The sequence below is a fragment of the Cytobacillus sp. SAFR-174 genome (assembly GCF_051964675.1).
In the GTDB taxonomy this organism is placed as follows: Bacteria; Bacillota; Bacilli; order Bacillales; family Cytobacillaceae; genus Cytobacillus.
In genome coordinates, this window is the sequence record NZ_JBQCMZ010000016.1 from 39167 (window position 1) to 51240 (window position 12074).

The 12074-nt window shown below is 42.1% G+C and carries 13 protein-coding genes; 9 read left to right on the plus strand and 4 right to left on the minus strand.

All coding sequences use genetic code 11. From position 1 onward, the window contains the following. Positions 1 to 38 precede the first annotated feature (38 nt). The 4 genes from ACTHRG_RS16255 (at position 39) to ACTHRG_RS16270 (ending at position 3688) form a co-directional block, all read left to right on the plus strand. Positions 39 to 1505, plus strand: a complete 1467-nt coding sequence (locus ACTHRG_RS16255) for a protein adenylyltransferase SelO (RefSeq protein WP_076260241.1) — start codon at positions 39 to 41, stop codon at positions 1503 to 1505. 115 nt (positions 1506 to 1620) lie between these two features. Beyond that, positions 1621 to 1971 (plus strand): VOC family protein, encoded by a 351-nt coding sequence (locus ACTHRG_RS16260; RefSeq protein ID WP_440231632.1) that lies wholly within the window; start codon positions 1621 to 1623, stop codon positions 1969 to 1971. Positions 1972 to 2064: 93 nt separating this feature from the next. Beyond that, positions 2065 to 2907, plus strand: a complete 843-nt coding sequence (locus ACTHRG_RS16265) for a radical SAM protein (protein WP_139325640.1) — start codon at positions 2065 to 2067, stop codon at positions 2905 to 2907. 28 nt (positions 2908 to 2935) lie between these two features. After that, complete coding sequence (locus ACTHRG_RS16270) at positions 2936 to 3688, plus strand: AAA family ATPase (protein WP_076260247.1); 753 nt, start codon at positions 2936 to 2938, stop codon at positions 3686 to 3688. A gap of 40 nt (positions 3689 to 3728) precedes the next feature. Here the strand turns inward: ACTHRG_RS16270 and ACTHRG_RS16275 are convergent, their stop codons facing one another. The 4 genes from ACTHRG_RS16275 to ACTHRG_RS16290 form a co-directional block, all read right to left on the minus strand. Then, a complete protein-coding gene (locus ACTHRG_RS16275; protein ID WP_440231633.1) occupies positions 3729 to 4145 on the minus strand; it encodes a VOC family protein in 417 nt (138 codons plus the stop codon). Between the two features lie 89 nt (positions 4146 to 4234). Next, on the minus strand, positions 4235 to 4537 hold the full coding sequence (locus ACTHRG_RS16280) for a DUF5634 family protein (RefSeq protein WP_076260251.1): 303 nt from the start codon (positions 4535 to 4537) through the stop codon (positions 4235 to 4237). 87 nt (positions 4538 to 4624) lie between these two features. Beyond that, on the minus strand, positions 4625 to 5086 hold the full coding sequence (locus tag ACTHRG_RS16285) for a MarR family winged helix-turn-helix transcriptional regulator (protein ID WP_286148936.1): 462 nt from the start codon (positions 5084 to 5086) through the stop codon (positions 4625 to 4627). Then, positions 5086 to 5562: a glutathione peroxidase gene (locus ACTHRG_RS16290; protein ID WP_076260253.1), complete on the minus strand. Its 477-nt coding sequence runs from the start codon at positions 5560 to 5562 to the stop codon at positions 5086 to 5088. Before ACTHRG_RS16290 ends, ACTHRG_RS16285 begins: the two co-directional genes overlap by 1 nt. Positions 5563 to 5710: 148 nt before the next feature. Here ACTHRG_RS16290 and ACTHRG_RS16295 point away from each other — a divergent pair, with 148 nt between their 5' ends. From ACTHRG_RS16295 to ACTHRG_RS16315, 5 genes are all read left to right on the plus strand, one after another. Next, a complete protein-coding gene (locus tag ACTHRG_RS16295; RefSeq protein ID WP_076260255.1) occupies positions 5711 to 6724 on the plus strand; it encodes a DUF1835 domain-containing protein in 1014 nt (337 codons plus the stop codon). A gap of 82 nt (positions 6725 to 6806) precedes the next feature. Beyond that, positions 6807 to 7871, plus strand: coding sequence for a C45 family autoproteolytic acyltransferase/hydolase (locus ACTHRG_RS16300; protein ID WP_076260257.1), 1065 nt, complete (start codon positions 6807 to 6809; stop codon positions 7869 to 7871). A gap of 99 nt (positions 7872 to 7970) precedes the next feature. Then, positions 7971 to 9356 carry a protoporphyrinogen oxidase gene (gene hemG, locus ACTHRG_RS16305; protein WP_076260259.1) on the plus strand — a complete coding sequence of 462 codons (1386 nt, stop codon included), beginning with the start codon at positions 7971 to 7973 and terminating at the stop codon, positions 9354 to 9356. Positions 9357 to 9700: 344 nt separating this feature from the next. Further along, the gene (locus tag ACTHRG_RS16310; protein ID WP_440231635.1) at positions 9701 to 11428 is read left to right on the plus strand and encodes a T7SS effector LXG polymorphic toxin; all 1728 of its coding nucleotides are present in this window, start codon (positions 9701 to 9703) and stop codon (positions 11426 to 11428) included. Between the two features lie 17 nt (positions 11429 to 11445). Next, on the plus strand, positions 11446 to 11907 hold the full coding sequence (locus tag ACTHRG_RS16315) for a YrhA family protein (protein ID WP_076260264.1): 462 nt from the start codon (positions 11446 to 11448) through the stop codon (positions 11905 to 11907). Positions 11908 to 12074 lie beyond the last annotated feature (167 nt).

The following is a 12074-nucleotide window of genomic DNA, read 5'->3' on the forward strand; positions in this document are numbered from 1 at the left end:
AATGACTATAAAACCATGAAAACAAGGAAGGAGTTATGATGACAATTAGCAATGAAATCGGATGGAATTTTGACAATAGCTATGCGCGGCTCCCGCAGACATTCTTTTCAAAAATGAAGCCCAACCCTGTACAATCCCCTGAGCTGGTGATCCTTAACGGGGAACTGGCGAAGTCTCTGGGATTAAATATGGATGCATTGACAAGTGAAACAGGTATTGAGGTCCTTTCAGGCTCTCAAGTTCCAGAAGAAGCTGAACCTCTCGCTCAAGCTTATGCAGGACATCAGTTTGGACATTTTAATATGCTTGGGGATGGCCGGGCAATGCTGATTGGCGAGCAGATAACACCAGAGGATAAAAGGGTCGACATTCAGCTGAAGGGCTCCGGCAGAACGCCATTTTCGCGCGGCGGAGATGGGCGGGCGGCACTGGGCCCTATGCTTCGGGAGTACATTATCAGTGAAGCCATGCATGCCCTTGGAATTCCCACTACCCGCAGTCTGGCGGTTGTAACAACAGGGGAAGCCATTATCCGGGAAACCATGCTTCCGGGTGCGATCCTGACAAGAGTGGCGGATAGCCATATACGGGTGGGGACTTTTCAATATGCGGCGAATTGGCGGCCTGTTGGGGAACTTAGAATCCTGGCAGATTACACGATTGAGCGTCATTATCCTGAAATCAAAGAAGATGACAATCCTTACCTGGCTCTCCTAAAGAAAGTGATCCAGCGTCAGGCTGCACTCATTGCGAAATGGCAGCATGTAGGCTTCATCCATGGAGTCATGAACACCGACAATATGGCAATCAGCGGAGAAACGATTGATTATGGTCCGTGCGCCTTTATGGATAAGTATGATCTGGCAACTGTCTTCAGTTCCATTGACAGGGAAGGCCGTTATGCTTATGGAAATCAGCCGTATATTGGCGGCTGGAATCTGGCGAGATTTGCGGAAACCCTTTTGCCTCTGCTGCATGAAGAGGAAGAGGAAGCTGTTAAAATAGCTCAGGGCGCTATTTCAGAATACAATAAAATGTATCAGGACTATTGGCTTGCCGGCATGAGGGCAAAGCTTGGGATCTTTAATGAAGAAGCAGAAGATGAAGCCCTTTTTACCGGACTTCTAAAGATTATGCAAAAGTCTGAAGCCGATTATACGAACACATTCCGTGCCTTAACTCTGGGCGACCTTGAGAACACTGTGTTAGGTAATGATCAGGAATTTGCCGGCTGGCATGGTCAATGGCAGGAAAGGCTGACCAGGCAGAAGGAAACCAAAGAAGAAGTAAATCAGTTAATGAGGGCCAGCAACCCGGCCATCATCCCGCGAAACCACCGGGTGGAAGAAGCTCTGGAAGCAGCGGTTAACAATGGAGACTACAGCGTAATGAAAAAGCTTCTTGCAGCGCTGGAGAATCCTTATGCTTATAGGGAAGATCAGGAAGAATACTGCAGACTTCCAGAGCCAGCCGGCGCACCATATCGAACATTTTGCGGAACTTAATAACAATAAATAGGCAAAGCCTGACCCCATTATCGGGTCAGGCATTTTTTATTATGCAGGAATTTTCATTTTAGAAAAGAATACTATCTATGATTAAAAAAAGGAGGAAATTTCCATGTTAAATCAATTATGTGTTATTACGATCAAAGTAACGGATTTGAAACGTGCGGTGAATTTTTATACTGGGGTTTTAGACTTCAAAGTATCGAAACATTATGGAGATAAAATTGTCAGTCTTGTACATAATGATGTGCCGGTTGTTCTGGAAGAAAGCGCAGATGAAAAAACGGGATCAAACGTATTGCCTGGAATCCTCTCAAAGAATATCGAAAATGATTTTATCAGAATGAGAGAAGCTGGTGTGAAAATGCTTTTTGAAAATCCTCAGCCATGTCCACCTGGACGTTACTTCATTATTGAGGATCCTTCAGGAAATCAGATTGAAATAGTTGAGTTCTCTAATTGATAGAAGAGTTCTAATGGCAGGAGAAGCTAGTGCTTATTGTTGACATCATGAACTCAAAGTGTTACTTTCAATATAGAACATACATTCGATTTGGTGATTGACTTGAACATACAGCTTAAAGAAATTATATCAAAAAGTATCTTAACACCTGCAAAAGGTGCTATAGACAATTTTACTCATTCAATGAACCCCTATGCAGGCTGTACGTTTGGATGTAAATATTGCTACGTAAGGGAGCTCCCTGTTTCCATTTTCCGTGAAGAGGAATGGGGTTCGTGGATTGATATAAAATCAAATGCGGCCGAGCTTTTGGAAAAAGAATTGACTAAAGCTAAGAAAAGGGGAAAAGTTTCTTTATTTATGTCCTCTTCCACTGATCCTTACCAGCCGATTGAATATACCTCAAAACTGACCAGAAGTTTATTGGAAGTTATGCTTGAAAATCAGCCTGACTTTTTACATGTACAAACCCGTTCACCACTGGTGAAGCGGGATATCGATTTATTCCAGCAATTCAGAGACAGAATCAGAATTTCTATGACAATCGAGACAGACAAAGAAGAGGTCAGAAAGGCATTTGCACCAGCAGCACCTCCCATCCCGGCAAGAATGGCTGCACTAAAAGCTATAAAAGATGCAGGAATTATAACTCAGGCAACACTGGCCCCTTTACTTCCATGCTCAAGGGAATTTCCGGCAAAACTAAAATCTATTGCGAACCGTGTTACGATTGACGATTTTTGGATGGGGGATGGAAGCGGAGGAAGAAGGACCGAAAGACTGGGAATCCGCAAGATTTTTGATGAGCTTGGTTTGGAGAAATGGTATAATCCGTCTGCATATAAAGTGGTTCTTAAAATGCTGGAGCAGGAATTTCAAGATGCACCCATTCAATTAGGTGTATCCAAGGCGGGGTTCAGCCCAGATGGCAAATAGCTGACTAAAGTATATATGAGGTATTTTTATGGATCTATTAAGTTCACCATACGTAAGAGGCATTAGGCTTAAAAGAGAAGATATACCATCCTTCCATCAGTATCCCTTCAGCCTTCCGAGCCTGAAAACGCTGGATGAGATGGCGTTTCACCCGAAAGTCACCTTTCTGATCGGCGAGAATGGGATGGGTAAGTCGACCCTGCTGGAGGCGGTTGCGGTTGCACTGGGATTCAATGCGGAAGGCGGATCATTTAATTTTAATTTTTCTACCTTTGATTCACATTCCATACTGGGCGAATATTTAAAGGTTATAAAAGGCGTAGATAGGCCGTCTGATGGTTTTTTCTTAAGGGCAGAGAGCTTCTATAATGTAGCTTCCAATATTGAAGAGATGGATAGGGAAGGCGGCGCACCAAAAGTGATTGACTCCTTTGGGGGCCGTTCTTTACACGAGCAGTCGCATGGGGAAGCATTTTTCTCCACCTTTCTTCATCGCTTTCGCGGGAGCGGAATCTACATTCTGGATGAGCCTGAAGCGGCACTTTCACCATTGCGGCAAATGTCCATGCTGACAAGGATTCATGATTTGGTCAGCGACCATTCACAATTTATTATTGCTACCCATTCTCCGATCATTATGGCCTATCCGGATGCAGCCATATATGAATTCACTGATGACGGCATCTCGGAAAAGAAGCTCGAAGAAACGAATCATTACCGCATTATGAAGCAATTCTTTGATGATAAGAATCGAATGCTCCATCATTTGCTGAATGAATAAAAAAATGGAGGCTGCATGCCTCCATTATTCTCTATGTATGTTATTCGCTTTCGTGGCTGAACATCCAGTTAACCCCGAATTTATCTGTTAACTGGCCAAAGCTCTTGCTCCAGAATGTTTCCTGCAGCTCCATGGTTACATTACCGCCATCTGCCAGATTGTTGAAATACTTTCTCATGTTATCCACATCATTAATGACAACTGCGAGATTAATGTTATTTCCTACTGTAAACGGCATACCTGGAAATGTATCTGAAAACATGACAGTACTGCCGCAAATAGTAAGGCTTGAATGCATAACCAGATTTTTGGCTTCCTCCGGCAGAGGATATTCAGGATTCTGCGGAGTTTCACCAAAAGTTGTAATCTCCGGCATTTCCAGTTCAAAAGCCTTTACATAAAATTCAATTGCTTCCCGTGTATTACCATTAAAATTTAAATAGGGATTAACAGCCAACCTGTCCACTCCTTCCTTTAAATACAATTCCATTATAGACAAAATATTCTAATATTAATATAGTTCAAAAGTCAAAATCACAACAATCTTTATAATTCCTGAAGTGCTTTTTCTATACTGGTAAATCCGCTTCTATCAGCACGATCGGGTTCATCTGATTCAATGGTCCACTCATTTCTTTCAGGTGATAATCCTCCATTCCCATCTTTAAAGAATGGACTGTGCACATGGTACGTTTTCCCTGCTTTTTTCACCGTGTATCCCATATAGCAGTGCTGGTCCTGGCCTTCTTCCTCGAAAATGCCAATATCATCGATTCCATATTTGTCTATATAGGACTGAAATGGCTCCTGCAGTGAATTTAAAACTTGCTCTCTTGGTAAAAACTCCATTATGCTTGCTCCCTTCCATATTAGCTATCCTTAATATGGCTATTTTTGGAGGGATTAAACACGGAACTGTGAAAAGAGTACCCCGCATCAGCGAGGTACTCTGCTTCTTAGCTTTATTCTCAGGTTTCCGAGAAGCTTCATAAGTTCTTCATATTCTTCGAGTTCAATGCTGCACGTCTGAATGGCCTCTCCGACACTTTTAGTGATATACAGTTTTTCGTTGTGTGCTTTTTCCTCAAGGAAGATATACACCTTGCGTTCATCCGCTTTGGAGCGTTCTTTTCGAAGCCATCCGTTAGAAATCATCCTTGAGATCATCGGGGTGAGTGTCCCGGTGCCAAGGTTCAGTCTTTCTCCAAGCTCTTTGGCTGTCATGCCATCCTTTTCCCAAAGGGCCAGAAGAACCAGATACTGCGGATAAGTTAAGCCGAATGGCTGAAGGGCACTTGTATACAGTTTGGTAAATTCGCCTGCTGTTTCATAAACAGCAAAACAAAGCTGTTTATCCAGTGTAAAAAAATCTTTCACATTATCACCTGATTCCGGCATTACAATAACTTCGTCAAATCATCCTCAATTTTTCCAGGCTCTGTTGTTGGAGCATAGCGTTCTACAACCTGGCCGCCCTGGTCCACGAGGAATTTGGTAAAGTTCCACTTAATGTTTTTGGACAGAATGCCCTTTTTCTGTTCTTTCAAGTAAGCAAACAATGGATCCGCATTGTCGCCATTTACATCAATTTTTGCGAAAATCGGGAAAGACACACCATAATTGAGCTGACAAAACTCAGTGGTTTCTTCAATATTATCGAATTCCTGGTTATTGAACTGATCACAAGGGAATCCAAGAATTTCAAGGCCCTTGTCTTGATACTTTTCATAGAGCTCCTGCAGCCCTTTAAATTGGGGCGTCAACCCGCACTTGCTTGCTGTGTTTACGATAATTAGAGGCTTTCCTTCGTATTCTTTCAGAGATTTCAATTCACCATTCGTTTTCTTGACTTCAAAATCATAAACCGTTGTCATTGGGATACCTCCTATTTTTTAATCGTGTGCGATTTAATCTTAAGCGATTTAAATTCCTTTTGCAACAAATCAGCTTTTTATGAAACTAGCATTAAGGTTCATTCGTAGGAAAGATAGATTTCCAATTCATTTACAAAGGATGATTATAATGTTGGACGAATTGCGGGAAGCAATTGAGAAACTGCCGGAGCATGGGGCGAAGAGCTATTTATTTAACATATTGCTTCGGGTTCACTTATTAAAAAACAGTGCTGATTCTCAGGAAGAGATCATGGAACTGCTTAATGATATTCAAAAAAAGATATTTTTTTATTCCCAGGGGAGGAAATTGGAGCGGGAATATGAAACATACCACATTGTGTGTGGAGAATCACCGGCAGGCGCTTTAAAGGTTGGTCTCAGTAAAGAGAATAAAGTCATTGGCTTTCCTGACTTTTTCAGCAATGGACCTCTCTGGAGGATGGATGAAGAGGAGGGGAGAAAACATCGATTAGAATGGCTGAAGGATCATATTAATATACCTGAGGATTATCTGGAAAAGGAATATGAAAGAAAAATAGCCTCAGCACTCGAGGAGATTGGTGCCATTCCTGAAAGAAAACCGATCGTGATCTGGACCGCTGACAACGCCGATGAACAAACCGGTTTGCGGTTTTTCCTGTACGTATTAAGAAACAAAGATAATAATGTGCATGTTATTAATACTGCTCAGTCATATAAGGAGCTTTTTCCTGCGAAAAAGAATCAAGTCCTTTTAAGGCACTCAGGTGAAGCAGCTCCGGAAAAACTGAAGATCATATTAGATAAAAACATGGGAAGCCCCTTATCTGCAGAAGAAAGAACCAGGTTTGTATCGGATTGGCAGGCGCTCTCCATGACAAAGGAAGTACTGCGCATATGGGAAGAGAATGAAATACATAGTATGCCAGAGAGTTATTTTGATGACTATATCATCGAATCAGCCAGGAAGCTTCATAAAAGCAACAAGGGTTTTATAAAATCAGCCAGATTAATCGGGGAAGTGATAGGGCATCTGGATGAGCCAATTGGTGATGGCTTTGCTGAGTTTAGAGTAAGATCCCTAATTTATAACGGTGTATTTGCGATAAAAGGAATTCCGAAAAGTATGAGGTTTTATAGCATTAAACTGAAAGAGATATAGAATTTCATAAATCCCTCGGCTGGAATTTCGTGCAGCCTTCCTTTATTCTAAATAAAAGAAACGAATAGAAGAGGGATCAACTTTGAAAAAGATTTACAGTGATATTATTCAATTTCGCGGCACTCACTTTGATTTTGGCTTTATGCAGGGAGAGCGAATAAAGGATTCTCTTTCTGTTAAAAATCGGGAGGATCAGTGGAAGGTACGGAAGCCGCGTTTTTCAATAAATGAAGCAGAAGTGAAAAAAGCAATTACGAGGTTTGCGCCCGGAATCTGGGATGAGCTGCTTGGGATACAGGAAGCGCTGCAATGGCCGATGAAGCGGGTGTTACAGGAATTTGGCGGGTATCGACTTGATTATGTCCGTTCAGGCTGTTCCATTCTGACAGGGGCTGATTACCTGGTCCGCAATTATGATTACCATCCGAAAACCTATGAAGGGCGCTATACCTTTTATCAGCCAACCGATCAGGGCTTTGCGATTATGGGTCCCAGCCAGAGGGTGACTGGCCGGATGGATGGCATGAATGAAAAAGGGCTTGTCATCGGCTATAATTTCATGAACCGTAAAAAGCCTGCTGATGGCTTTATCTGCTGCATGATCGGCCGCCTGATTTTGGAGGCATGTGCAAATGTCAAAGAAGCGGTTGAGATGCTGAAGGAAATTCCGCACCGCCATTCCTTTACCTATGTGGTGTATGATACAAGCGGAGAGACATATGCAGTGGAAACATCTCCGAGAGGTGTAGAGGTCCGTCAGACGACTGCCTGTACAAACCATTTTGAAATCATGAAGGATGAAAACCGCAACCATCTGGCTGACAGCTTGCGCAGGCTGGATGTCATGAAAAGCCGTCAGGATGGGCGCCTGGATGCACATGATGCATTCCGCCTTCTGAATGATAGTGATAAAGGTGTCTTTTCAGATCTTTATGGAAGCTGGGCAGGGACCATTCATACATCAGCCTATCTGCCGGGAGAGATGAAAGCCTGGTTTGCGCTCGGCGGCGACAGAGAGCCAGTAATTTTTGACTTTGGGCATTGGCTCGATGGCCAGGATATTGAAATGAATAGAATCACTGGTGAAGTGGATACGGACATTCCCTTTTTGCATATGGATGAGCATGCGAACTGGTTCAGGAAATGATAATGTTTTTGAAAAATGGACAAACCCTCACGTACTTTCATCTCTACATGTTGTGGTACACTTTATATATGAATTGGATGTAAACTGAGGTGCATACGAGTGAAAACAGTATTAGTCATAGGCGGCGGTGTAACAGGATTGTCCGCTATGTATGAACTGAATAAGTGGAAAAAAGAAAACGATCAGGATATACGGCTGGTGCTGGCGGAATCAGCAGAACAGCTTGGCGGAAAAATCCGCACAGTAAGAGAAGGCGGCTTCACAATCGAGGCGGGTGCTGATTCGATTGTTGCCCGCAAAGCGGATGCGATGAATTTTATCCAGGAGCTCGGTTTGGAAGAAGAGGTTGTGTACAATGCGGCGGGACGGTCGTATATTTACACTGACGGCGAGCTGAAGCTGATCCCGGCAGATTCTGTATTTGGGATTCCGGCCAGTGTTGAATCTCTTGCCAAATCAACACTTGTTTCAGCAGAAGGAAAGGTTGAAGCCCTGAAGGATTTTTATACGAAAAATGACCGATTTACAAAGAACGATTCGATCGGCGATTTCCTTGAGCACTTCTTTGGAAAAGAATTGGTGGAAAAACAAATTGCGCCTGTTCTTTCGGGAGTATATTCCGGAAATCTCAGTGAATTAACCATTGCTTCGACTCTTCCGCAGGTGTTTGATTATAAAGAAAAATACGGCAGCATCATAAGAGGGTTCGAGGAAAATAAAAAGGTGTTCCAGAGCGGCGGGGGAAAGAAGTTCCTTTCCTTTAATAAAGGCCTGGATACATTAATTGATGCTTATGAAGAAAGATTGGACGGAACAGAAATAGTAAAAAGCACACAGGCTGTTAAAATAGAAAAGACAGATCGCAGATATAAGGTTGATTTCTCAAATGGCGAAAGCCTGGAGGCAGATCATATAGTGCTCGGCATTCCGCATAATGCAGCTGCAGTCCTGTTTGATGATGAGGAGCTAAAAGCGGAGTTCGAACCGTTGAAGAACAGTTCCCTGATTTCTATTTATCTTGCTTATGATATTCCAGACAGCGAACTGCTTGAAGACGGGACAGGCTTCATCACGGCCAATACGGATGAACTAACCTGCAATGCCTGTACATGGACAAGCCGCAAGTGGAAGCATACATCGGAAAGCGGTAATTTGCTTGTAAGATTATTTTATAAAAGCAGTCATCCGGCCTTTGCCTCTCTAAAGGAAATGGGTGAAGAAGAGCTCTTGAAGACGGCTCTGGCTGATATTGAAAAAAGTCTTGGCATTACGGCCGAGCCTGCAGCCAGTGAAGTGACAAATTGGACTGAAAAAATGCCGAACTATCTGATTTCCCATCCTGAGACAGTAGCAGCCATTGAAAGCAGACTGGGCCGGGAATACCCTGGAATATGGCTTGCAGGCTGCTCTTATTACGGTGTCGGCATTCCTGATTGCATTGAAAATGGGGCAGAAACGGCCGGTAAAATTATTGAGAAAATGTAAAACGAAAATCGTGTAAGTAAATGGTTCCGTTTTCGGGTGCTTTAATTGAATTAGCAAATCCTTAAATTATAAAAACTCGCAATTTTCTAATGCGAGTTTTTTTGTTATAACCTGATAGTAAGCAACAATGTTTACGAAAACAGCCCAAAAAATTAAGAGTGGGTTATGCAGCTATGTTTTACCTTAAGTCGGGATCAATGATGACTACAGCATATTTAAAGGAATTAACAGCTTTTAAGGAACTTTTTACACTATTTCATGCCTAAATTCCTATTCAACTAATTGCCCGGGTCCTTTAAGATGAAATAGAAGAAAATGGAATTTATAATGCGGAGCTGATTCTATTGAAGGTATTAGAAGCAGATTCCTTGCTTGCAGGAATCGACGAGACGAGCAATCAATTATCTATCCTTAAAGATCAGGTAAATCAAGTTCAGGTATCCATCCAGGAGCTGGTGTCTCTCGAAGATGCTTTTAAAGGGCAGGGCGGCCATGCTATACTTGCGTATTACCAGGAATGCCACCAGCCTTTTCTGCAATTCCTTGAATTCTGGATTGGCGAGTATCAATCCTATTTAAAAAGTTTCATAGGTTCATTGCGGGATCTTGAACCCTCTCATTCAGGCTTAATCCGCCAGGAATTCCTGGTGTATGAGCTCAAACAGGGGCTGAGAAGCACCCTGCAGATTACCGCAGATCTAACACATGAAGCAAATGAGATTATGAAGTCAGTAAGTGATATTGTTGTGCTTCCACGGCTGGAGGATGGCCGTTTTATCCAGACATCAAAGCGAGCTGAGGATTCAAGTCGAGAAACCGTTGAGAAACTGGAGGACTTCGACCATCAGGAAACGGCTGCATTGGAGCCTCTACTGCAAGATCTATCCCTCATGAACCAGTACATCCAAAAAATGGCGGGCATGTTCCAAAGCGGCAGCTTATCTCTGGCCCAATATCAGCCTAAATCTCTCAGCTGGAAGGATTACCAGGAGGAAATATCGAATCCTAATCCAGGAAGTGGCCAAGGTATTCTTCAGGATATAGCTGAAGGAGCTATTGAGGGGGCATCCAAAGCCGTAGGGGATACATGGGATGGGCTGAAGTCGACCTATGAGCTGGGCAGGAACATCATGGGCCCATTTAATCCACTGTTTTTGGGCAGTGAATTGCTGTTTAACCGTGACCAGTTAATCGAAAACCAAAGGAAGCACCAGGAATTCTATCTAGGAATATTAAATGATCCCATCGGAAAAGTAAGCCAGGCTCTGGATATGCCGAAATACATATGGTCCGCTGTTACCAATGCCTGGCAAAGGGATGTTGTCAATGGAGATGCTAAAAGTCGGACAGCCTTTTTTACCTATGGCCTGACTACCCTTGGAATTGGATTTCTCGGGGATAAAGGAATTGGTAAAGCCGGTACAATCGCCAAAACGGTAGGCCAGGTTACTAAGGGAGAAAAGGGACTTTCATTTCAGACGCATGGGCCAACACCAGCAATGGTAGGAGGATCAGCTCAGGGCATAGTACCTTACAATGTACTTCATAATCCTTTGACACAGATTAAGAAGTTAACAGTTGAGGGGTATAGTTCCAAGCCTACAGATAAAATTGAAAAAGATGATTACTTTATCGGTACATTAAAGGGAGAAAAAGTCCACTTAAAAGGCGTGAAAGTAGAAGAGATTATATATACAAAAAGACTTCCAGAAGAAACTGCGCAATTAAGAAGGACCTTTAATAATTCTGTAAAGAAAAGTTTCCTTAAAACTTTTGCTAACGACCCAATAAGAATACAAACTCTTCGAAACGCAGGGTTAGATAATAATGATATTGCCAGAATGAAAGATGGCCTTAATCCAAAGGGATGGCAAGTCCATCACAATTTGCCTTTAGATGATGGTGGTACCAATGATTTTACTAACTTGGTATTGATAAAAAATGATCCATATCATAAAGCAGTTACGAATGAACAAAACTCTCTAACAAGAGAGTTAACTCCTACACAAAGTAAGAAGATTAATTGGCCAATTTTTGAAGATGAGGTTTACCCACCGGAACCTTTTAAATAAAGAAGGGATGAGAAGATATGGCCCAGTGGAAAGAATTATTGATACAAATAAAAAAAATTGAAAAGAAATATGGAAGTTCACTAAGGAATCCAGTTACGGATGTAGAGATCAGCAAGTTGCAGCTGGACATTCAGGAGAAATTAGGGAATATTGAATTACCAAAGTCTTATGTAGAGTTTTTGAAAACTGTAAATGGATTAGACTTTAATGGGTTGGTCATTTATGGTGTTGATGAACATCTACTTGATGACCAAGAAGTTGAAGATCTTCAGGGGTTTGTTGATACAAACGAGATTTGGTATGAAAATGAATGGCAAAAGCAATATATATTTTGGGGAGAGTCTGATACAGCCTGGTACTGTTTAGACCTGCATAAGGAAATATATCTTGAATTAGACAAACCCTCTGGAACCCAAATCCAATCATTTGAAAGTTTTGATTCCATGTTAACTGAGGCTTTACAAACAACTTTATTATAACAGTTTCCAAATGGATAATAGTACTGTCATTTTCTCAATGGCTATTATCTCAAACTTTAATTCACTTGAAAGCACAAAAAATGCATGTCTTGATAACAATAAGACATCAAAGGCTGAAAAGAACTTCTTAGCTATTATCTGGTCTGTAGCTTGTGAATAATTCATAT

What these genes read in the sequence shown, in the direction of transcription:
- ACTHRG_RS16255 (WP_076260241.1), top strand. Translation starts at nt 39, where the DNA reads ATGACAATTAGCAATGAAATCGGATGGAATTTTGACAATAGCTATGCG.
- ACTHRG_RS16260 (WP_440231632.1), top strand. Translation starts at nt 1,621, where the DNA reads ATGTTAAATCAATTATGTGTTATTACGATCAAAGTAACGGATTTGAAA.
- ACTHRG_RS16270 (WP_076260247.1), top strand. Translation starts at nt 2,936, where the DNA reads ATGGATCTATTAAGTTCACCATACGTAAGAGGCATTAGGCTTAAAAGA.
- ACTHRG_RS16280 (WP_076260251.1), bottom strand. Translation starts at nt 4,537, where the DNA reads ATGGAGTTTTTACCAAGAGAGCAAGTTTTAAATTCACTGCAGGAGCCA.
- ACTHRG_RS16285 (WP_286148936.1), bottom strand. Translation starts at nt 5,086, where the DNA reads ATGCCGGAATCAGGTGATAATGTGAAAGATTTTTTTACACTGGATAAA.
- ACTHRG_RS16290 (WP_076260253.1), bottom strand. Translation starts at nt 5,562, where the DNA reads ATGACAACGGTTTATGATTTTGAAGTCAAGAAAACGAATGGTGAATTG.
- ACTHRG_RS16295 (WP_076260255.1), top strand. Translation starts at nt 5,711, where the DNA reads ATGTTGGACGAATTGCGGGAAGCAATTGAGAAACTGCCGGAGCATGGG.
- ACTHRG_RS16315 (WP_076260264.1), top strand. Translation starts at nt 11,446, where the DNA reads ATGGCCCAGTGGAAAGAATTATTGATACAAATAAAAAAAATTGAAAAG.